Raw genomic sequence first — 20,380 nt, 5'->3', positions numbered from 1 at the left:
AAATATGGCTGGATCGCCCTCAGCCTTCCGGCGGAGACTCGATCATGCCGAGCGCATGCAGATAGGTATCGAGGATTGCATCCTCTTCCATGCGTTCCTGCTCGTCCTTCTTGCGCAGCGCAACGACCTTCTTGAGGATCTTGGTGTCGAAGCCCATGCCCTTGGCTTCGCCATAGACGTCCTTGATGTCGTCGGCGATGGTCTTCTTTTCTTCTTCCAGGCGTTCGATACGCTCGACAAAAGCGCGAAGCTGATCGCGAGCGACGCCATGTGCATCAGACATCGTGTTCTCCTGATTTCGGGATATGCATCGGGTTGCCAGTGACTGCCGCGAAGTGTCGCCAGCGTCAAGGCGCTTTGAGACCGTATGGCCTATTTGTGCGGGTTGTTCACCTCAAAAGCTGCCTTTTGCACAGGCGATGCTTCGGACTGGTGAAGGTTCTTCCAATCTTCATAGGGCATGCCGTAGACAATCTCGCGCGATTCGCCTTTCGTCATGGGAACGCCTTCGGCTTCCGCAGCCTCGCGATACCAGTTGGACAGGCAGTTGCGGCAGAAGCCGGCGAGATTCATGAGATCGATGTTCTGCACGTCGGTTCGTTCGCGAAGATGCGCAACGAGCCGGCGGAAGGCGGCCGCTTCGAATTCCGTCTGCTGTTCTTTGCTGAGTGTGGTCATGGTCAGGTCCTTTCACTCAATAGGGGCCGGTGCGTGACGCGTGCACGCTGTATGCATGAAGGGCCGGATCGGCGTTCATCTCCGCAAAGATCGCGGCCAGGCGCACCGCCCATTCCTCGATGCCGGCCTCATCGCTGATGAGGTCCTGACGCACTTCCAGAAGCGCGTGCGGAATGCCCGTTATCATGCAATGACGATACATAGTGTCGCCCTTCAGGGCGCCGTCATAGGGCTCGTTGTCGCCGATGACGAGATCGGGATCGGCCCGCAGCTTTTCAAGCAACGGGGCGACGGCGCGGTGGTCGTTGTCCCAGAGCACTGCTGCATGCCAGGGGCGGGGAACACCCTTCCAGGCGGGCGTGAAGGAGTGGAGGGACAGGACCAGCGGCGCCTTTCCGGTCGCGTTCGCCGCCCTGTCGATCGTCTCCGACACGGCATTGTGATAGGGCCTGTGGAAGGTTTCGATCCGGTAGTTCCACTCCTCTTCGGATATCGGATGGTTGCCGGAGATGATGGCGCCGTCGGAGATTTTCATGATCAGGGTCGGGTCATCCTCACCCCTGTTGGGGTCGATCAGCAGGCGCGAAAAGCCGCCGAGCACGCCCGGCACGCCCAGTCGTGCGCACAGCTTGCGGGCAAGGCCCTCAATGCCGATGTCGTAAGCGATGTGCCTGGAGAAGGCGCTTTCCGGCAGGCCGAGCTGGCCATAGGGTTCCGGCAGGCGGTTCATGGCATGATCGCCGAGGATCACCATGCCTTTGTCATGTTGACCGGGTAGGGTTTCGAAGGATTGGAAGTGGTCCATCAGGAAATTGCCGATTGTCATTTCGCGTCTTCGCTCAGTGATCGCATGCGCGTTCGGCCGGTTCAAGCGCGATGGGCGGGCCGGCGCGACAAGATGCGCCCGATAGGCGGTTATGAAAGGAAATATAATCGATTAGCATTGCGTTGACTTTCGCTTGACGGCGGCGCAAGAAGACACGGATAACGAATAACCGTGGAGCTATTTGGGAGCCGTGTTGATCCAAGCTGCGCCAAGTTTCCTCACGCGGTCCGGACCGATGGTTCGTCTCGCATTGTTCGCTCTTGCAGCCGTCTCGCCGTTCTTCATTGCAGATGCCGCGCGCGCGGATTTCCGTGTATGCAACGGCACGCAAAATCTGGTTGGCGTTGCGATCGGATACCGGGCGAAGGAAGGTTGGGTCACAGAAGGTTGGTGGCAGGTGCCAGCAACGACCTGCGCCACGCTGATCGAGGGAGAATTACAGTCGCGTTATTATTACCTCTACGCAGAAGATGCCGCCCGGGGAGGCCGATGGACGGGTGATGTGCAGATGTGCGTAGCGGAAAACGAATTCAAGATCGCGGGCGTGCAGGACTGCTATGCTCGGGGTTATCAGAAAATGGGATTCAAGGAATACGATACGGGCCGCCAGGGAAGCTGGATGGTTCAACTCTCCGACACCCCAGGGACGCAAGAAAGCCAGAATTGATGAAGCGTAACCGCAAAGTTAAAATCCTCGCCACCCTCGGACCCGCCTCTTCCGAGGAATCGATGATCGAGAAGCTGCACCAGGCCGGTGCGGATATTTTCCGCATCAACATGAGCCATGCAAGCCATGATGTGATGCGCACACTCGTGCAGCGTATCCGCGCCGTCGAGGCCCGTTCGGGCCGGCCGATCGGCATTCTGGCTGACCTCCAGGGCCCGAAGCTGCGCGTCGGCAAGTTTGCCGATGTGAAAGTGGAGCTGAAGCCTGGCCAGACCTTTACGCTCGATAACAACGACACTCCCGGTGACAACACCCGCGTTTTCCTGCCGCATCCCGAAATTCTCGAAGCCGTGCAGCCGGGCCATCGCCTGCTGATTGATGATGGCAAGCTGGCACTGCGCGCTGAAAAGTGCGACGGCAAGAGCATCGTCACCACGGTTATCGCTGGTACCAGCATTTCCGACCGCAAAGGCGTCAGCCTGCCGGACACACTGCTCGGCGTCGGCGCGCTGACCGACAAGGACCGTGTCGATCTCGATGCTGTTCTGGCAACCGACGATGTCGACTGGGTGGCGCTCTCCTTCGTTCAGCGCCCCGACGACCTCGCCGAGGTCCGCAAGATCGCCCGCGGTCGCGTCGGCATCATGTCGAAGATCGAAAAGCCGCAGGCTCTGGAGCGTATCGAGGAAATCATCGAGCTTTCCGACGCCCTGATGGTCGCCCGCGGCGACCTTGGCGTCGAAATGCCGCTCGAAGCCGTCCCCGGCATCCAGAAGCAGCTCATCCGCGCCTGCCGCCGTTCCGGCAAGCCGGTGGTTGTTGCCACGCAGATGCTGGAATCGATGATTTCTTCGCCGGTTCCGACCCGTGCCGAAGTCTCCGACGTTTCCATCGCCGTCTTCGAAGGCGCCGATGCGATCATGCTTTCGGCCGAATCGGCTTCCGGTGCTTATCCGGTTGAAGCCGTCTCGATGATGGCCTCGATTGCGAGCACGGTCGAGAAGGATCCGCACTATTCGGGCATCATCTATGCGCAGCGCGCCCAGCCAGAAGCAACCGGTGCGGATGCCATCTCGCTTGCCGCCCGTCAGATTGCCGAGACGCTGAAGCTGTCGGCTATCGTCTGTTACACCTCGTCCGGTACGACGGGTCTGCGCGCTTCGCGCGAGCGCCCGCAGGTTCCGATCATTGCGCTGTCGCCGATCATCAAGACGGCCCGTCGCCTCTCCGTTGTTTGGGGCATGCACTGCGTCGTGACGCATGACGCGACCGACCTCGATGACATGGTCAACCGCGCCTGCCGTATCGTCGCTTCGGAAGGCTTCGGCAAGCCGGGCGATCGCATCATCATCTCTGCCGGCGTACCGCTCGGCACACCGGGCGCGACCAACATGTTGCGCATCGCCTATATCGGTTCCGACGGCCAGAGCGGCATCTGATCGCTTTCAAGTCTGAAAAAAAAGCGCTCCTCGAAAGAGGGGCGCTTTTTTGTTTTGCGAATTTGCCTGTGCTGCCTCAGCCCCGGGCGAGGTGGCCGACGCGATAGATCTGGTTGGTGTTCGAGGCAGGCGGAGCTTCTGCGTGGAGCCCGAAACGCACCGTCGCCCAATCATACGGATCGAAGGCGACGATACAGGCAAGCGCGTGGCTGTCGCGGGTGGCTTGTTTTGCCAGGTCAACCTCCTGCTGTCGCAGGTCGGATAGAGAAGCATGCGGTTCGATCGCGAGATGTTCGCTGTCAGCAAAGCGGGCGGCGGCAAGGTCGGGTGAGACATGAGCATGCCAGACGATCCAATGGCGAATCCGCGGCCGGCCGAAGGCGTCGCTCAGTGCGGCAAAGCCCGGCCCGCAGATGAAGCTGCTGGCGCCTTCCGGCTGATCCCAGAGATAAAAAGGTGCGTACAGGTTTTCCCGACTGCCGTATTCCCCCTGACGAGCACTGAGAAAGGCCTTGAAACCGAGCTGTGGGAAGCCATTCATCGCCGGGCCTTTGTCGCGTATGCGGCGATCGATGATCTCCATGTCGTAATCTGCTGGGAGGGTGAAGGAATATTGCATGGCTATCATGGTTGCGGTTCCCCATTGTCGTGCCAGTCGACGAAACGTCCGTTCTCAAATCCCTGGATGCTGAGATAGCTGAAGGGACTGTCGGCTGACGCGCCATGCCAATGAAGCTCATCGGCGGCGAACCATATTGCGTCACCGGTTCTGACCTCCTCGGCAGGTTCGCCCTTCCGCTGCACGAGACCGACACCCGAGAGGACGTAAAGAAGCTGGCCGCGGGGATGCGTATGCCAGTGGGTGACCGTGCCGGGATCAAGCGTTGCGCGCATGGCGGTATTCTCTCCGTCGATCTCGCTTTCGAGCAGCATTTCAACCCAGAAGGACCTATTGGCAATGCCTTCGGGAGAACGGACGGCACCGCCGGGACGGCGGACCGTCATCGTCTTCGGGTTGCCCGTGCTCATGCCGGGACTCCCCTGGCACGCGCTTCCCATCCGGGCTCGGCCATCTGCGCCAGGCCGTCGCCGAAGGACCATTCGTCCGGTTCGCTGGTGGAGATGACGATCATGACATCTTCCGGGCGCAAGCCGGGGGAGTGATGCAATAGTTCAACGGTTCGGCGGAAGAGAGCCTTGCGCATTTCCGTCGTGCGCGGCTTGCCGGTCGTGATCGAAATCAGCACGAAATCATCGGAGCGCGGACCGGCAAGGTAATTGCGATCGAAGATCAGTTCACCCGGTTCATGCTGGTGGATGATCTGGAAGCGATCGGCCGGCGGCACATTGAAGGTCTCGACCATGGCCTGATGGATGCTGTCCGAAAGGGCGCGCAGGTAGTCCGGCGATTTGCCCTTCAGAAGAGAGATACGAGCGAATGGCATTGATGCCTCCTTGTTCTTTGTCTTGACAGGAGAAGCATGCCACGACACCATGGTGCGAAAAATCAGAATTTTATGAATTGATCATCCTGAAAATCGGGATTGTGTGATGCGGCGGATAACATTCGACCTGGACGTGCTGAGGACCTTCGCGACCGGCATGGATCTCGGCAATTTCGCCAGGGCGGCGGACCGGCTGGGGCGCTCGACCTCGGCGGTTAGTGCGCAACTCAAGAAGCTGGAGGAGCAAGCCGCTACACCGATTTTCCGCAGATCCGGGCGTGGATTGGCGCTGACAGAAGCCGGAGAGACGATGCTTGCCTATGCCAGGCGATTGCTCGATCTGAACGACGAGGCAGTCGCCGCGGTGCAGAGTGTCGAGCTGGAAGGCTGGGTGCGGCTCGGCCTGCAGGAAGACTTCGGCGAGAACTTGCTGCCTGAAGTGCTCGGACGCTTCGCCCGGGCGCACCCGAAGGTGCGGATCGAGGCCCGCGTGGTGCGCAATGCCGAGCTTCTCGAACGGGTGACGACGGGTAAGCTCGATCTTGCACTCGCCTGGAGCACCGGCACCTTTACCGCGCATTGCGAGCATATTGCCGACGTACCTATGCGCTGGATCGGCCCGGCGAATGGCCTGCCGGCATGGGCGACTGGAAGCGGCGAGCCGATGCCGCTCGCCTCGCTCGAAGCTCCGTGCCTGCTTAGGAACGCCGCGACGAAGGTGCTGGACGAGGCCAGCATTTCCTGGCGCCTGTCCTTTATCAGTCCGAGCCTTGGTGGCCTCTGGGCAGCGACTGCCGCGGGTTTGGGCATTACGGTGCGCACGCCCATCGGGCTGCCCGCCAAGGTGCGGATGCTGGCGCCCGGTGAAGCGGGCCTGCCGGAGTTGCCGAAACTCGGGCTGGTTTTGCATCGCGCAGAGGCGGAGCCGGATGCTGCAACGGCGCGACTGGCGGAGTTGGTGCTGCAATCGGTGCATGACGCAGTACGGGATGTTTCTACACCCTCCGATCAGGAAAAGGGATTGAGGCGAGCCGGGTGAGGTGTTGACCCTCCCCGCGGAAGCCGCTAGCTTTTCTTCGCTATGAAAATGATCACTCTCAACATCGCTACGGTCTTCTTCTTGAGCCTCTAAGGCTCTGCCATTGGCAAAGGAGATGCGGCCGCTTCACCAGCCGGTTGGCTGGAGCGTTGCCGTGGACTGTAACCACCCTGCATCAGGCGAATGAATGGTGCCGGCAGGGTCTGGCGATAGAGAGATTTTTCATGACATCCACCGATTACCCGCCAGCGCTCAGCGCGGCGCAGATCGAGCAATTCATCGAGGACGGCTTCGTACGGATCGATGCTGCTTTTCCCCGCGACGTAGCCGAAGAAGCCCGTGCCATCATGTGGCGGGATATTCCCTTCGATCCCCATGATCCGAAAACCTGGGTGCGGCCGGTCGTCCGGCTTGCCGGCTATGGCGGCGGGCCGTTCGAGACGGCGGTCAACATGCCCGTGCTGCATTCTGCTTTCGATCAGCTCGTCGGCAAGGGGCGCTGGGAGCCGCGGAGCGGTCTTGGCAGCTTCCCGGTCCGCTTTCCACATCCGGACGATCCCGGCGATGCCGGCTGGCATGTGGACCTGAGCTTTTCGGGAGAGGACGGAAATCCCGACGAGCAGCGGGATTTTTCCGCCTGGCGGGTGAATATCAACTCACGCGGACGGGCGCTCCTGATGCTCTTCCTGTTCTCGGATGTCGGCGAGGAAGACGCGCCGACGCGTATCCGGGTCGGGTCGCACAAGGATATCGCAAGGCTACTGGAGCCGGCTGGTGAGGCCGGCATGGCGCATCTGTGGCTGGAGCATGTGGGGGAGGACAGGCCGCTTGCTCTGGCGACGGGGCAAGCGGGTACGGTCTATCTGTGCCATCCGTTCCTCATCCATGCAGCACAGATGCACCGCGGCGAGGAACCGCGCTTCATGGCGCAGCCGGGCCTCGCACCTTCCGAGCCGCTAAGGCTTGTGCGTGATGATGGCGACTATTCGCCTGTCGAAATCGCCATCCGCCAAGCGCTTCAGGAGGGATAAGCCAGAGACGATGCATCCGGCCCTGCCGGGTGCATCACGCTTGCAGTTCCTGCTGCGCGGCCCTGCGGATTGCTTGCGGCGGTTGACCGAAGGCGCGCAGGAAAGCGCGGCGCATGCGTTCACGATCGGCAAAGCCGGTTTCGCGGGCGACGGTATCTATCGGATGGCGGCCCTGTTCCATCATCAGGCGGGCCGCTTCCAGCCGCAGGTTCTCGACAGCCTTGGCCGGCGACTGACCCGTTTCGGCGCGGAAGGCGCGGCTGAACTGGCGGGGGCTGAGATGTGCGGCTTCGGCCAGTTCTTCGACGGAGAGCGTCGCTTTCAGATTGCTGCGCGCATGGGCAAGCGCCTTCTGGATGCGGTCGGATTTCGGCTCCAGTTCCAGAAGGGCTGAAAATTGCGACTGGCCGCCGGCGCGACGGTGATAGACGACGAGCTTGCGGGCAACGGCGCGGGCGATCTCCAGCCCGTGATCCTTCTCGACCATGGCGAGCGCCAGGTCGACGCCGGCGGTCATGCCGGCAGAGGTCCAGACGGAGCCGTCGATGATGTAGATGCGGTCTTCTTCCATTCGGATTGCCGGGTAGCGGCTTTGCAGGTCACGGGCGAGGTACCAATGGGTCGTGGCGCGGCGGCCGTCGAGAATGCCGGCATCGGCGAGCAGGAAAGCACCGGTGCAGATCGATGCGAGGCGACGGGTGGCGGCAAGCGCGGCGCGAATGAATTTTGCTTCCGCCTCGTTGGGAAGCTTGATGTCGGGTGCACCCGTAACGATCAGCGTGTCGAAAGCGGGATCGCCGAAAGCCTCTGTCTCGACGATCATGCCGAGAGAATTGGCGATGGGGCCGCCGGTCTCCGAGAGATAACGGATGTCGTAGACCTTTTCGCCGATCTCGAGATTGGTGAATTCGAAGGCCGAGGCGGCAGCGAGGCTCATGATCTGAAAGCCGGGAAAGAGCAGGAAACCGATTTGCTGCATGGTCATCATGTCCTGAAAAGTGGATGTCCTAAAAAGTGGTATATATGACATTTAGGACGCAGACAATCGGGCGTAAAACTCTCCTCAAGCGCAAGGCATCGGGCCGGCGTACAAAATGGAGAAACGATCATGGCACATGAAGACAAGGGTACCGCACTGGTCACCGGCGCATCCTCGGGCATCGGCGCAATCTACGCACATCGTCTGGCAAGGCAGGGCTACAATCTCATCCTCGTCGCCCGCAATGGCGAGCGGCTGAAGACGCTGGCAAATCGGCTGGCCGATGAAACGGGCCGCACGGTCGAGACGCTGTCTGCCGATCTCGGCAAGAAGGAAGATCTCGCAAAAGTCGAGAAGGTACTGAAGGAAGACCAGAGCATCACCATGCTCGTTAACAATGCCGGCTTCGGCGGCACCGCACCGCTGCTGGGCTCCGACGTCGACAAGATGCAGGAAATGGTCGATATCAACGTGAGCGCGGTGATGCGGCTGACTTATGCGGCTGTGCCCGGCCTCGTTGCTCGCGGTGGGGGCACCATCATCAATATTGCCTCGATCGTCGCGATCGCGCCTGAAATCCTGAATGGTGTCTACGGCGGCACGAAAGCCTTTGTACTCGCCTTCAGCCAGTCGCTGAAGCATGAGCTTGCCGACAAGAATATCCGCGTTCAGGCCGTGCTGCCGGGCGCCACGGCCACCGAATTCTGGGGCATTGCCGGCACGCCGGTCGAGCATCTGCCAGGCGAAATCGTCATGTCCGCCGAAAACATGGTCGACGCGTCGCTGGCAGGTCTTGCCGAGGGTGAATTTGCAACGATCCCGGCGCTTGAAGATGCCGGCCTGCTCGCTGCTTATGAGCAGGCCCGTCAGGCGCTGATGCCGAACCTGTCGCGTTCGGTGCCGGCTCCGCGCTACAAGGTTGCCTGAGAGCAAGAATAGAGAACGCCAATGTCCGCAGCAGGTGCTGCGGACATTTTTTCTATTGCGGGAGATCGCTGCGGAAGGCTGCCGCCACCATCTCCGCGAGACTGTCGTGGATAGCCGCGCGGTTTGTTCCTTCGGGATCCTGGCAGAGAGGTTCTTCACCTTCCTCGCGAAGAATAGAGGCGCCTGCCGGCTTGCACTCGCTGAAGGCGCTGTATTGCAAAGCGTTCACAATCAGATCGTAGCGTGCACCGGATATTGCGCTTTTCAGATCCGATGCGCGCAGCCCCGGCCAGACGGTTTTCGGTGTGCCGAGATTGATGAGCCGCACCGGGATCGATATCTGCGCGAGGCTTTCGGGTGTGAAACTGGCGCCGAATTCAGGATCGATAACAACGGCTGCCTTCACCCGTGGGTCGAGATGAGAGCGGGTGAGTTTCTGCCTGTCGACGGAATGGAGATCGATGCCGGCGGTGGCGAACTCGACACAGTCGATACCGGTGCCACCGGGGTCGCAGGAGCGCGCAAAGCTTTCCGGGTCGAGGTTGCCGCCTGCAATCGAAAGCGCGGATGTTCCGCCGACCAGAAAGCCCAGAACGCCGATGCGGTTGCGGTCTATCCCGCCGGACAGCGTGTCGTCCCTTTCGATTGCCGTCAGGGCAGCGGAGAGATCGGCAGGCCGCAGCCATATCTCGCGGATGCTCTCCTGGCTCGTCATCGTATGCGGATCCGGCTGTCGCATCATTGCCACCACGAAGCCCTTCGAAGCGAGGCGCGATGCCATCCAGGCGCCAATGAATGGACCGGATTTCAGGCCGCCATGAGAAAGCAGGATCAAGGGATGACTGCCGGCAGCTTTAGGTGCGTCCTGCCGGGCGATCTCGCCTTTGAAAAGCGGGCTGTCGCCGACCAGAACGGGAGTACCGCCTTTTGTGGCCGGATACCAAAGCGTGATGTCCATGATGCCGTGCCGCTCGGCAACGGGGACCGATAGAAAGGAGAGGCCGACGGCATTGGCTTCATGTGCCGGCATATCGGCGGCAAGAAGCCATGCCGCTAGCAGCAGGATGAGAAGATGTATCATGAAAACCTCGGAACGATGAACGCCACATGGCGGCACGGGGAGGTTTTGCTGCTTTTTGGTGCCGAGGAGACCCCGATCATGATCGAGGTCGTCACCGATCGCGATCAGGGTCTTCGAGAGCGTTGTCGAGCGTTAGCCGAAGCGCTCCAGTGCAGTGGTGAACACATCGGCGTCGATATTGCCGCCCGAGGTGACGACGACAGCCGTATCGCTGTCCAGCTGGTCGCCGTGAAAGAGGGCTGCAGCCAGTGCAACAGCCCCGCCCGGCTCAACGACGATCTTGAGACGGTTGAAGGCGAGGGCGACAGCGCGTAAAGCCTCGTCATCCGTCACGACGATACCCTGTCCGGCCAGACGCTTCAGGATCGGGAAGGTGATGTTGCCGGGCTGCGGCGTGATGATCGCATCGCAGATCGAGCCGGTCATTGCAGCGTTGCGCTCGATCTTGCCTGATGCAAGCGAGCGGGTGGTGTCGTCGAAATTTTCCGGTTCGCAGGGACGGACACGGAAGCCCGGCGCACTTGCTTCCAACGCGAGGGCGATGCCCGAACTCAGACCGCCACCACCACAGGGAACGAGGACTTCGGCGTTCTTGACGCCTTCCTCTTCCGTCTGCTCGGCGATCTCCAGCCCGGTCGTACCCTGGCCTGCAATAACCAGCGGCTCGTCGAAGGGCTTGATGAGCGTCAGGCCTCGCTCGGATGATAGCTTCGCGCCGATCTCGTCGCGATCTTCATTGGCGCGATCGTAGAGCACCACTTCGGCACCGAAGGCGCGGGTGTTGGCGATCTTCAGCCTGGGCGCGTCACTCGGCATGATGATGACGCTGGGGATGCCGTGCATGCGGGCGGCAAGTGCCACACCCTGGGCATGGTTGCCGGAGGAGAAGGCGATGACGCCCTTCTTGCGCAGTTCCGGATCGATGCCCGAGACGGCAGACCAGCCGCCACGGAACTTGAAGGAGCCGGAATGCTGCAGGCATTCGGCCTTCACGAATAGCCGTCGGCCGGCGATTTCATCCAGGAAGGGGGAGGAGAGAAGCGGCGTGCGCCGCGCATGTCCGCGCAGGCGGGCCCTGGCGGCAACGATCATTTCAATGGAGGCCATGGGAATCTCTTCTGCTTTAATGCCGCTCATGCATAGAGCGCGCATCTTTGCTTGTGAACGGCGACTTTGTCACGGTGACATGAATATGACATTGGACGCCGTGCCACCCGATTCCCGCGGGACGCGCCGCTTTCTGAATTGTGTCGGGTTTTCGCCGTTCATGCGCGCGAATTCGCGATTGAAATTGGACTTGCTGATGAAGCCGGAGTCGAACATCACCTGCGTTATCGGATGATCGGTGCCGACCAGCTGCTCGCAGGCGGCGCGGATGCGGAAGTCGTTCACATATTGCGAGACGCTCATGCCGTGGATGCGGTTGACGGCCGTGGAGACGCGCCGGGCTGGCAGGTTCATTTTGCGAGCGATGCGGGTCAGGTTGAGTTCGGGATCGCGGTAGAGCTGGCGCGCGCGCATCAATGTGTCGAGTGCCGCAGCGACCGCTTCGTCTTCCTCTGTTGCCGGTGGTGGTGGAGGTGGCTCCACTGATATCGCTTCGACCGCGCTGCCGCTGCTTGCCACGGAAGCGGCCGTGCCGAGGATCAGGAGCGCGATGACGTTGCCGAGTGCGACGATGGCGCCTGCATGGATGCCGCCTGTCCTGGTGAAATCGAAGCTGATGATGACATCGGTGAGAGCAGAGGCGATGAGGGCGAAGCCGGTGATCTGCAGCGAGCGATAAGAAAACACTGCACCATCGAGCCTGGAGGCGACGAGCGCATCCGGGCCATGCCGGGCAAGCCAGAGCAGTGCGGCGCCATAGCCGAAGAAGATCAGAATAATGGCGAGGCTGATCGGTTCCGGGTAGAGAGCTATGAAGATGGCGATTGTCGCAGTCGGCAGAAGGTGCGGCCAGAAACGGGAAAGAATGGGCTGCTCTTCCTCGGTCAGCCCCTTGAAGCAGACCCAGGCAAGCGCCGCAATCGTTGTCGCGATCAACGATTGGATCGGCATGATCTCGATGACGTCGTAACCCCAGCGGATACCGATCACTATGGACTGCAGGGTGTAGAAGCCGATCAGCAGCAGGAAAGGCCGCCTTTCGGCGAGTGATCCGTCTCCCTGCCGCAGCATGCGGACAAACACGATGGCAAGCAGCAGAGCCACGACGAAGGGCAGGGGAACGAAGATCATCGGCGATATCCGGACTGCAACAATGGAAGAATGGTCTCAGAGTGAACCCGATTGCGTTCGCGGTCGACCCGGATCGCGATCGAGGTCTCGAAATAGAGCCTGAGAAAACATCCTGAAACTGTCCTCGACGGGAGGGCTTCATTCATGGACGGATTTCGATGACCATTCTTCTTGTGATGCCGGTGCTTCTGGCAGCTACCGCTTCCGCTCTGCCCGACAAGGTATCGACCACAGCAATTCCCGATCTTTCCGGCGTGCGTGCGGTCGCCATCAGTGGTGACGCCAGCTCGATCAACATCACCACGCGAAGCGACCAGCCCTATGGCGCATCGCTCAGCGGGCGACGGACGGGCTGGTTCTCGTCCTGGTATTCGAGCTGGTACTTTGCCGATTGCCGCGACAATAGCGACATGCGGGTTCATGGTACGGTGCTGCATATCGATATCGCTGCATCGTCCTGGCTGGATCCATCCGACTGTGTGATCGAGATCAATGCCAATGTGCCTGCCGGGGCCGCTCTCCGGATCGATCAGAGCGCCTTCAGCGCGAGGCTTATTGGTCATTTTTCCGAGCTTGCCATCGCCGGAAAGGCGGCCGACGTCACGCTCGACGGTCATGCCAGCGGCATTGATATCCGCGGGGATGCCGTGAGGGCTTCCCTCGACTTCGACAAGGTCGAAGCGGACGAAAACGTGTCGATCCGGGCTCGCGCGCTCGATGCCTATCTCGGCTTCGGAGACAATGTGCCGGTCGACTACACTGTGGCGGCGCAGGCCTCCTGGGTCGATGCCCGGCAGCCAAGTGTGCCGGGCGTAAAACCGCATGTCGAGATCGACGGCGATTTCGTTCGGGTGAGAATCCGCTGAGGCGCCTGCTCAATAACCGTTGGCGGAGCCTTCGGTTGCGCGACTGTCCATAGCGCCGTTGTAACGGGCGCCGCCGCCCTTCTCGATCGCCGCAAGGCTCTTGCCGCCAACGAGAATACCGGCCGCCTGACCCCAGACGGGCGTATTATTGCCGCCATCGAACTTGTAGCCCATGGCGGCCAGCGCCTTTTCGGTATCCGGTGATAGGGCGTAGGGTTCCAGGTAGACCGTGTCCGGCTGCCACTGGTGATGAATGCGCGGAGCATTGACCGCCTGGCTGATGTCCATTCCGAAATCCACGACATTGATGATTGCTTCCAGTGTGATGGTGATGATGCGGGAGCCGCCGGGGCTTCCGATCACCATGAAGGGCTTGCCGTCCTTGGTGACGATGGTCGGGCTCATGGAGGAGAGCGGCGTCTTCTTGGGGGCGATGGCATTGGCCTCACCCTGGACGAGGCCGTAAAGGTTCGGCACGCCCGGCTTGGAAGTAAAGTCATCCATCTCGTTGTTGAGCAGCACGCCGGTGCCGGGTGCGACGACGCCAGCGCCGAAGGAGCCGTTCAGCGTATAGGTCACCGCGACCGCATTGCCCTCGTCATCGATGACTGAATAATGCGTCGTCTCGGTGCTTTCCTTGCCGCCGAGCGGCTTCAGGTTGGCGGACGTGCCTGCCCGATACGGATCGATCTTGGCACGAATTGACGCGGCATAACTTCTGTCCAGCAGTTTGGAGACGGGATTGTCGATGAAGTCAGGGTCGCCGAGTGCGGCGTTGCGGTCTACATAAGCATAGCGCATGGCCTCGACCATGATGTGCACGGCCTCGGCCGATCCGTAGCCGAGATAAGAGAGCGGATAGCCTTCGAGGACGTTCAAGATCTCGCAGATGATGACGCCGCCGGAGGAGGGTGGCGGCGAGGAAATGATGTCATAGCCGCGATAATTGCATTCGATCGGCTTCAGTTCCCGCACCTTGTACTGCTCGAAATCCTCCTTGGCGAGGATGCCGCCCTTGGCCTGGCTGGCCTTGACGATCGCCTCAGCCGGTGCGCCCTTGTAGAAGGCGTCGGGGCCTTTCTCCGAGATCGATTGCAGGACGGCGGCGAGATCGGGCTGCACCAGTTTCTCACCGGACACATAGGGGCTGCCACCGGCTTTCAGGAAGATTTTTGCTGCCTCGTCATCCTTGGCGAGCCGTTTTGCGCCAGTCGCGAAAGAGGCTGCATCGCCCTGTTCCAGGGTGAAACCCTCCTTCGCATATTTCAAGGCCGGGGCGATCAGCTCCTCACGCTTCCTGGTACCATATTTCTCGCGAGCCGTTTCGAAGCCCATGACCGAACCCGGGGTTCCGACGGCCAGATAGCCGTCGAGACTGGCGCGCGGCACGATATCGCCCTTGGCATCGAGATACATGGACTTGGTGGCGGCGAGCGGTGCGCGTTCGCGGAAATCAAGGAAAGTCGTTTTCCCATCCTTCATCCGGATCGTCATGAAACCACCGCCGCCGAGATTGCCGGCTGTCGGATAGACGACCGCCAGCGCATAACCGACGGCGACTGCGGCATCGACGGCGTTGCCGCCGCTTTTCAGCACGTCGACGCCGACATCGGTTGCCAGATGCTGGGCAGTCACGACCATGCCGTGCTCGGCTTCGACAGGTGCCGGGGAGGCCGCGAGAGCCGGCAGGGGCGCGAGGCAAAGCGAGATGGCGGCGAGAATGCTGATGGATTGTCTGGGACGGCGGTCCATGAATTTCCCCTCGAAGGACGGCGATGGGGAAGATATGGCGTCACTTCGGCAGCAGACAATGATCAGGCGAGAAGCTCGGCGAGTTTCCTGTTTGTGTCGTGCTCGTCGAGAGGCGTATAGACGATCAGCTTCATGTCCGGCTGGGTCATCAGCGCAAGGCCTGTATGTTCGAAGGCCATCAGGCCCTTTAGCGGATGATTCACACGTTTGATGCCGGTGAGCGGGGCGACGATCTCATGGCGCGGCCACCAGGCGCGGAATTCCGGACTTTGCTGCTTCAGCAGGGTGATGAGCCGCTCGAAGTCGGGATCGCCGGCATAACGGGCGCTGTCGGCACGGAACATGGCAAGCGAAACGCGGGCAACCGCCTCCCAGTCGACCAGCAAGCTGCGATGAAAATCATCGGCAAAAAGCCGGTGCATGGTGTTGCGTTCGTCCGGGCCAAGCCGGTCATAACCGCCGAACAACAAGTCTGCCGCGCGGTTCCAGGCCAGCACATCCCAGCGGCGACCCAGCACGTAGGCGGGCTGATGGGTCAGGTTGTCCAATATCCGGCGAAGCGGCTCGTCGACGAGTTCCGGGGCTGAGGAAAACTGCTGCGGCGATTGGCGGCTGTTCAGCGTGAAGAGGTGCTGGCGTTCGGCGTCATCAAGACGAAGCGCGTCTGCCAGTGCATTCAGAACCTGCGGGGAGGGGCGGATGTCGCGTCCCTGTTCCAGCCAGGTATACCAGGTCGTGCCGACACCGGCGATCATGGCGAGCTCTTCGCGCCTAAGTCCCGGCGTGCGACGGCGGAACCCGTCAGGCAGGCCGACATCGGCAGGGCGCAGACGCTCACGACGGGAACGCAGGAAGGCCGCGAACTCGCGGCGGCGGGCTTCGAACGTGTCCAGCTTCTGATCCATGGAAGCAATCATATCAGTATCGATACCAGGATAAAATCAGGCCTGTTTGCGATTTTCGGAGACTTCAAGATGAAACCGCTGCCGGCAACGACAGCCGGAAGTTCGATCATCCAAAGGAGTATTCTCATGTCATTGCAGCATGCCGTCATTATCGGTGGCTCTTCGGGCATCGGCCTTGCCTCTGCCGAACTGCTTCTCGAACAAGGGTTTCACGTCACCATCGCTGCCCGCGATGAGGCGAGGCTCAAGGCAGCGGCCGACCATCTTTCCGGCGAGGTCGGAACGGTCGCTATCGATGCCCGAAATACCACCGCGATGAAGCAGGCTTTCGAGCGCCTCGGATCCTTCGATCATCTCGTGCTGGCGCTCGGCAGCGGCCATGGGGCTGGTCCCTTTGCCACGCTCGACATGGCAGACCTGCTGGCCGGCTTCCAGACCAAGCTTATCCCGCATGCGGCGGCGGCACAGACGGCTTTGCCCTTCCTGCGGCCAGCCGGCAGCATCACGTTCGTGTCCGCCGTCAGTGCGCAGGCCGCGATGCCGGGAACCGCAGGCCTTGCCGCCATCAACGCCGGGATCGAGGCGATGGTGCGGGTGCTCGCCGGCGAGTTGAAGCCACTACGCGTGAATGGCGTTTCGCCTGGCGTGGTCGATACGCCGTGGTGGGATTTTCTGCCTGCAGAACAGCGTCAGGCCGTCTTCCGCGAGTTTGCCGGGCGCACGCCGGTTGGCCGTATCGGCGAGCCAGTCGATGTCGCCAGGGCAGTCGCCTTCCTGGTTTCGAACGGTTTCATGAGCGGTCATGTTCTAACCTGCGACGGTGGAATTCACCTCGCGGCTTGAGCGCGTCAGGCCGTCCCGCCGGCTGTTTCTTCCGGTGCGAAAACCATGCCGGTCAGGTCCTTGTCCTTCAGCGCCGCCCACTTCAACAGGGCGTCCAAAGCGGGACAAAGGGCCTGGCCCCAATCGGTCAGGCGATACTCCACCTTCGGCGGAACCTGATGATGGACGATGCGCAGCACGATGCCATCGTTTTCCATCTGGCGCAGTTGCTGGATGAGCATCTTCTGGGAGATGGCGGGAATGGCGCGCTCCAGATCGGAGAAGCGGAGCACCTTGCCGCCGAAGAGGTGGAAGAGAATGATGAGCTTCCAGCGTCCTTCCAGGATCTTCAGCACATTTTCGACGCCTGATGCGGCTGAATAGGGTGTCATCGCAGTACCTTACTTTCAGGTAAGTACCTGACTTTTTTGTAGGTTCTTGTCATCTGGAAAGCCTATGCCCATTCTTTTCGGGAAGCAACCGAAGAGGAGTTTGCGAATGAGCATAGAGCTTCCGAAGCCGCTGGCGGCCTATTACGCGGCGGAGAACCAGAAAGATATAGACGGCATGCTTGCCTGTTTTGCTGCCGATGCCGGCGTGCGCGACGAGGGCGAGGACAGGCGTGGTCGGGCTGAAATCCGCGAATGGATGGAGGAGACGACACGCAAATATGGCGTGACGGTCGACCCGAGGAAGATCTCCGGCGAAGCCGACAAGCCGGTCGTGGCTGCATTGGTGACCGGTAATTTTCCCGGCAGTCCGGTCACCTTGCGTTACCGCTTCACGCTTGCCGGCGGCGCCATTACCCATCTGGAGATCGATGCATGACGGCTGAAGCGGCTTTTCCGTTCGATCCGAACGAATTCAACGGCAAGCGTGTTCTTGTCACCGGCGGCACGAAGGGTATGGGCGAGGCGATTGTGCGGCGGCTTTCAGCAGCTGGCGCGAGGGTGGCGACGACTGCGCGCTCGCCCCTTCCGGAAGGCCAGGCGCCTGCGCTGTTCGTCCAGGCTGATATCAGCACGGCGGAGGGCGTCAACGCCGTCGCCTCGAGCGTGGCGGAGGCTTTCGGTGGCCTCGATATCCTCGTGAATAATGTCGGTGGTTCGTCTGCGCCGAGTGGCGGTTTTGCGGCTCTGACGGATGCGCACTGGCAGGCGGATATCAATGCCAATCTGCTCGCGCCGGTACGGCTCGACAGGACATTCCTGCCCGGCATGATCGAACGTGGCCACGGCGTCATCATCCATATTTCCTCGATCCAGAGACGGCTGCCGCTCTATGAAGCCACGCTTGCTTATGCCGCCGCCAAGGCCGGATTGTCGAATTACAGCAAGGGATTATCCAAGGAGGTCGGGTCGAAGGGCGTTCGGGTGAATGTCGTTGCACCCGGTTTCATCGAAACCACGGCTGCGACCGCCCTGATTCAGCGCATTGCTGCAGAGGCCGGCACCGACGAGGACGGCGGCCGCAGGCTGTTGATGGATTCGCTTGGCGGCATACCGATCGGCCGGCCGGGCCGTCCGGAAGAGGTGGCTGAACTCGTGGCTTTCCTCGCCTCGCCACGTGCCGCCTCCATTCATGGTGCGGAATATACGATCGACGGTGGCACCGTTCCGACCGTCTGATCGACGGAAGAGCCGGCAAGCCTCTCCTCCGCCTTGCGGGCTATCGCCGCAAGGTCGCGCGGCTGGCCGGCAATCTTCTCGATGGCAGCAATGGCAACGTCGGTCGCAAGATAGTCAGGCTTGTGGCCGACGCCTCTGACGGTAACGAGTTCCGATCCGCTGATATCCCGCGCCAGGCCACGCGAATGAAGATGTTCCCAGACGATCTCGTCCTGGTCGCCGGTGATGATGACTGATGGCGCTGAGATCTCGGAATAGTGCGGCGCATTGGCCGTCAGATATTCATGAAGCCGTTTGAAGTCGGTGGCGTTGTTGTAAAAGGCGCGCGGTCGCAACACCAGCGACGGTCCGGTTCTGGCGACGTAGTCAAGGGGCCGGGGATTGGGGCGGAAGACATTCAGCGTGCCGCGCTCCAGCCGCCGTAGGCCGAGGGGGACGACGACTGCATGATTGAAGAGCCAGCCGATAACGGGTGTTGTCGCGACATGGTAATACCAGTCGATGCCGCCGGGCCATGGATGGGAGGCAGGTGCCAGAAACAGCAGGCCGGCTGTCTTTTCGGGATGGCGCACGCCGAAGGCCGCAGCGATCGCGCCGCCGAAGGAATGGCCGACGATAACCGCCTTTTCAATCCCACGCTTTTCCATCAGTTTGGCAATGGCGTCGGCCTGGCCCGATGGCAGCGCGTTTTCCGGCCCGCCCCGCTCGGAGTAGCCGTGACCGGGTCGATCGACGAAGAGCATCTCGGCGCGGCCCTCCAGTGGTTCGCGAAAAGCGCCGATCTGGTCCAGTAGATTGCCGCTTGCACCGTGAATGAACACCAGGGGCGGAAGATCGGCGGCATCCGGGCGCGGAACATGCACTGCGTTCATGCGATAGCCGCCAATATCGGTCAGTTCTCCGATATTGGGATAGGCATGCTCGAATTGACGGGCCTTGTAGGAGGAATAGCCGATGGCGGCGGCAATGGGAGCGAGGAGGGCGGAGACTTCGGCAAGCATAGCTTCAACTGCACAGTGACGATATCATCAAGCTAAGATTGTGCGTCTTCTTACGCGGTCAAGCCCATGCCGGATCTGTCACGTGCGGTTGCCGGCAAGCTTTTCCGAGAGCGTATTGACCTGCTCCTGTGCGGCACGATCCGCAGGATAGACGTCCAGAACACGCTCCCAGGCCTTGAGTGTAATCTCGTCATTGCCTGTGGTAGCGAGGATGGCCGCCATGCCTGAGAGGGCGCCGAAATGACGGGGCTCGAGCTTCAGCACCTGTTCGATGTCGGCCATCGACTTGCGATAGTTGCCGAGCACGAAGTTCAGCGTTGCACGACGGTTCCAGCTTTCGGCATAGGTCGGTTTAAGCGCGATGGCTTCATCGAGAAAATCGAGCGCTGCGGGATTACGCTTGTCTTCGATCGCCTTGTCGGCCCATTGCATCAGGAGATTGATCGTCGCGCTGTTGGAATCGTTCCATTCCATGCGGATCTGATTGGCGATGCTGCTTGCCTTTTCGGGATCGCGCTCGCGTTTCAATTGACCATAGAGTTGGTCGAGACGCTGCTTCGGCGACGAATCGGCATTATCAGGCTGTTCGACAATAACATCCTTCTGCTGTGCGACAGCAGGAAGGGCAGGAGCAAACAGGATGAGGGCAAGCGGCAGCGCCGCTGAGGTCATAGCAAAAAAGCGCATGGCGGACATATTAGCCCGCCACTGCTGAAGATCAAACAAATTTGACGTGATCACCGAAGCGACCCACCGATATGCGCGCCCGTGGGCACGCAACCGGATACGCGTACAATCAGCCCTGGCGAGCCTTGTAGCGCGGGTTCTGCTTGTTGATGATGTAGATGCGGCCCTTACGGCGAACGAGACGGTTGTCACGATGACGCGCCTTGAGCGACTTGAGCGAATTCTTGATCTTCATTTTTCTGATCCGCGATGTTTCTGGGGGAATTCACATTCGCCCGTGTCTTTTAACAATCAAAAGCGCGCCGGCTGGGCGCGCTCTTTAGGTGGGGGAGCAGATAACCCGACCTCTGCCCTGTGTCAACCACGTGA

Annotated in this window: 25 protein-coding genes; 9 read left to right on the top strand and 16 right to left on the bottom strand. The window is 60.8% G+C overall.

Going from position 1 to position 20,380, the window contains the following annotated elements; genetic code table 11:
- Window positions 1-19 precede the first annotated feature (19 nt).
- From FHT93_RS28975 to FHT93_RS28965, 3 genes are all read right to left on the bottom strand, one after another.
- The gene (locus FHT93_RS28975) at window positions 20-283 is read right to left on the bottom strand and encodes a DUF2312 domain-containing protein (RefSeq protein ID WP_007822869.1); all 264 of its coding nucleotides are present in this window, start codon (window positions 281-283) and stop codon (window positions 20-22) included.
- Between the two features lie 89 nt (window positions 284-372).
- Window positions 373-678 (bottom strand): DUF1244 domain-containing protein, encoded by a 306-nt coding sequence (locus FHT93_RS28970; RefSeq protein ID WP_113015522.1) that lies wholly within the window; start codon window positions 676-678, stop codon window positions 373-375.
- A gap of 16 nt (window positions 679-694) precedes the next feature.
- Window positions 695-1,483 (bottom strand): N-formylglutamate amidohydrolase, encoded by a 789-nt coding sequence (locus FHT93_RS28965; protein ID WP_113015569.1) that lies wholly within the window; start codon window positions 1,481-1,483, stop codon window positions 695-697.
- A gap of 256 nt (window positions 1,484-1,739) precedes the next feature.
- Here FHT93_RS28965 and FHT93_RS28960 point away from each other — a divergent pair, with 256 nt between their 5' ends.
- Window positions 1,740-2,171 carry a DUF1036 domain-containing protein gene (locus FHT93_RS28960; protein WP_246715690.1) on the top strand — a complete coding sequence of 144 codons (432 nt, stop codon included), beginning with the start codon at window positions 1,740-1,742 and terminating at the stop codon, window positions 2,169-2,171.
- Entirely contained in the window at window positions 2,171-3,610 is a 1,440-nt protein-coding gene (gene pyk / locus FHT93_RS28955; protein ID WP_112968803.1) for a pyruvate kinase, read from the top strand. The genes FHT93_RS28960 and pyk overlap by 1 nt, the downstream gene beginning before the upstream one ends.
- A 76-nt stretch (window positions 3,611-3,686) precedes the next feature.
- On the opposite strand, the gene FHT93_RS28950 is transcribed toward pyk, so the two are convergent.
- The 3 genes from FHT93_RS28950 to FHT93_RS28940 are packed head-to-tail and all read right to left on the bottom strand — an operon-like array spanning window position 3,687 to window position 5,055.
- Complete coding sequence (locus tag FHT93_RS28950; protein ID WP_113015523.1) at window positions 3,687-4,238, bottom strand: DUF4865 family protein; 552 nt, start codon at window positions 4,236-4,238, stop codon at window positions 3,687-3,689.
- Window positions 4,235-4,639 carry a cupin domain-containing protein gene (locus FHT93_RS28945; protein ID WP_113015524.1) on the bottom strand — a complete coding sequence of 135 codons (405 nt, stop codon included), beginning with the start codon at window positions 4,637-4,639 and terminating at the stop codon, window positions 4,235-4,237. Before FHT93_RS28945 ends, FHT93_RS28950 begins: the two co-directional genes overlap by 4 nt.
- Entirely contained in the window at window positions 4,636-5,055 is a 420-nt protein-coding gene (locus tag FHT93_RS28940; RefSeq protein WP_112968806.1) for a tautomerase family protein, read from the bottom strand. The genes FHT93_RS28945 and FHT93_RS28940 overlap by 4 nt, the downstream gene beginning before the upstream one ends.
- 106 nt (window positions 5,056-5,161) lie before the next feature.
- Between FHT93_RS28940 and FHT93_RS28935 the strand changes: the two genes are divergently transcribed.
- Together FHT93_RS28935 and FHT93_RS28930 are read left to right on the top strand one after the other, a co-directional pair.
- Window positions 5,162-6,094: a LysR substrate-binding domain-containing protein gene (locus FHT93_RS28935; RefSeq protein ID WP_183850702.1), complete on the top strand. Its 933-nt coding sequence runs from the start codon at window positions 5,162-5,164 to the stop codon at window positions 6,092-6,094.
- 224 nt (window positions 6,095-6,318) lie between these two features.
- On the top strand, window positions 6,319-7,125 hold the full coding sequence (locus tag FHT93_RS28930; RefSeq protein WP_113015526.1) for a phytanoyl-CoA dioxygenase family protein: 807 nt from the start codon (window positions 6,319-6,321) through the stop codon (window positions 7,123-7,125).
- A gap of 34 nt (window positions 7,126-7,159) precedes the next feature.
- Here FHT93_RS28930 and FHT93_RS28925 read toward each other — a convergent pair whose 3' ends face one another.
- Complete coding sequence (locus FHT93_RS28925; protein ID WP_113015571.1) at window positions 7,160-8,104, bottom strand: GlxA family transcriptional regulator; 945 nt, start codon at window positions 8,102-8,104, stop codon at window positions 7,160-7,162.
- A gap of 129 nt (window positions 8,105-8,233) precedes the next feature.
- Here FHT93_RS28925 and FHT93_RS28920 point away from each other — a divergent pair, with 129 nt between their 5' ends.
- Complete coding sequence (locus FHT93_RS28920; protein WP_113015527.1) at window positions 8,234-9,031, top strand: SDR family oxidoreductase; 798 nt, start codon at window positions 8,234-8,236, stop codon at window positions 9,029-9,031.
- Window positions 9,032-9,083: 52 nt separating this feature from the next.
- Here the strand turns inward: FHT93_RS28920 and FHT93_RS28915 are convergent, their stop codons facing one another.
- From FHT93_RS28915 to FHT93_RS28905, 3 genes are all read right to left on the bottom strand, one after another.
- Entirely contained in the window at window positions 9,084-10,112 is a 1,029-nt protein-coding gene (locus FHT93_RS28915) for a dienelactone hydrolase (RefSeq protein ID WP_183850700.1), read from the bottom strand.
- A gap of 132 nt (window positions 10,113-10,244) precedes the next feature.
- A complete protein-coding gene (locus FHT93_RS28910) occupies window positions 10,245-11,219 on the bottom strand; it encodes a threonine/serine dehydratase (protein WP_113015529.1) in 975 nt (324 codons plus the stop codon).
- Window positions 11,220-11,288: 69 nt separating this feature from the next.
- Window positions 11,289-12,350, bottom strand: a complete 1,062-nt coding sequence (locus FHT93_RS28905) for a helix-turn-helix domain-containing protein (protein WP_112544083.1) — start codon at window positions 12,348-12,350, stop codon at window positions 11,289-11,291.
- Between the two features lie 158 nt (window positions 12,351-12,508).
- On the opposite strand from FHT93_RS28905, the gene FHT93_RS28900 reads away from it, so the two are divergent.
- Window positions 12,509-13,216 (top strand): hypothetical protein, encoded by a 708-nt coding sequence (locus tag FHT93_RS28900; RefSeq protein WP_112544081.1) that lies wholly within the window; start codon window positions 12,509-12,511, stop codon window positions 13,214-13,216.
- A 9-nt stretch (window positions 13,217-13,225) separates the two neighbouring features.
- Here FHT93_RS28900 and ggt read toward each other — a convergent pair whose 3' ends face one another.
- Together ggt and FHT93_RS28890 are read right to left on the bottom strand one after the other, a co-directional pair.
- A complete protein-coding gene (ggt, locus tag FHT93_RS28895; protein ID WP_112544079.1) occupies window positions 13,226-14,968 on the bottom strand; it encodes a gamma-glutamyltransferase in 1,743 nt (580 codons plus the stop codon).
- 62 nt (window positions 14,969-15,030) lie between these two features.
- Window positions 15,031-15,885 (bottom strand): helix-turn-helix transcriptional regulator, encoded by an 855-nt coding sequence (locus FHT93_RS28890; protein ID WP_183850698.1) that lies wholly within the window; start codon window positions 15,883-15,885, stop codon window positions 15,031-15,033.
- Window positions 15,886-15,999: 114 nt separating this feature from the next.
- Between FHT93_RS28890 and FHT93_RS28885 the strand changes: the two genes are divergently transcribed.
- Complete coding sequence (locus FHT93_RS28885; protein WP_183850696.1) at window positions 16,000-16,716, top strand: SDR family oxidoreductase; 717 nt, start codon at window positions 16,000-16,002, stop codon at window positions 16,714-16,716.
- A 5-nt stretch (window positions 16,717-16,721) separates the two neighbouring features.
- Here FHT93_RS28885 and FHT93_RS28880 read toward each other — a convergent pair whose 3' ends face one another.
- On the bottom strand, window positions 16,722-17,087 hold the full coding sequence (locus FHT93_RS28880) for a helix-turn-helix domain-containing protein (RefSeq protein WP_029868743.1): 366 nt from the start codon (window positions 17,085-17,087) through the stop codon (window positions 16,722-16,724).
- A 106-nt stretch (window positions 17,088-17,193) separates the two neighbouring features.
- Here FHT93_RS28880 and FHT93_RS28875 point away from each other — a divergent pair, with 106 nt between their 5' ends.
- Both FHT93_RS28875 and FHT93_RS28870 read left to right on the top strand, forming a co-directional pair.
- Window positions 17,194-17,523: a nuclear transport factor 2 family protein gene (locus tag FHT93_RS28875; RefSeq protein WP_183850695.1), complete on the top strand. Its 330-nt coding sequence runs from the start codon at window positions 17,194-17,196 to the stop codon at window positions 17,521-17,523.
- Window positions 17,520-18,323: an SDR family oxidoreductase gene (locus FHT93_RS28870; RefSeq protein WP_112968817.1), complete on the top strand. Its 804-nt coding sequence runs from the start codon at window positions 17,520-17,522 to the stop codon at window positions 18,321-18,323. The genes FHT93_RS28875 and FHT93_RS28870 overlap by 4 nt, the downstream gene beginning before the upstream one ends.
- On the opposite strand, the gene FHT93_RS28865 is transcribed toward FHT93_RS28870, so the two are convergent.
- The 3 genes from FHT93_RS28865 to ykgO form a co-directional block, all read right to left on the bottom strand.
- Complete coding sequence (locus FHT93_RS28865; RefSeq protein ID WP_113117295.1) at window positions 18,275-19,324, bottom strand: alpha/beta hydrolase; 1,050 nt, start codon at window positions 19,322-19,324, stop codon at window positions 18,275-18,277. The genes FHT93_RS28870 and FHT93_RS28865 overlap by 49 nt on opposite strands.
- A gap of 78 nt (window positions 19,325-19,402) precedes the next feature.
- Entirely contained in the window at window positions 19,403-20,020 is a 618-nt protein-coding gene (locus FHT93_RS28860) for a hypothetical protein (RefSeq protein ID WP_112544069.1), read from the bottom strand.
- A 100-nt stretch (window positions 20,021-20,120) separates the two neighbouring features.
- Entirely contained in the window at window positions 20,121-20,246 is a 126-nt protein-coding gene (ykgO, locus tag FHT93_RS28855; RefSeq protein WP_007826467.1) for a type B 50S ribosomal protein L36, read from the bottom strand.
- Between the last annotated feature and the right edge of the window lie 134 nt (window positions 20,247-20,380).

The sequence above is a fragment of the Rhizobium sp. BK379 genome, assembly GCF_014193955.1.
Classification (GTDB): domain Bacteria; phylum Pseudomonadota; class Alphaproteobacteria; order Rhizobiales; family Rhizobiaceae; genus Rhizobium.
The sequence above is the reverse complement of the archived record's forward strand: the minus strand, read 5'-3'. Positions and strand labels throughout refer to the sequence as shown.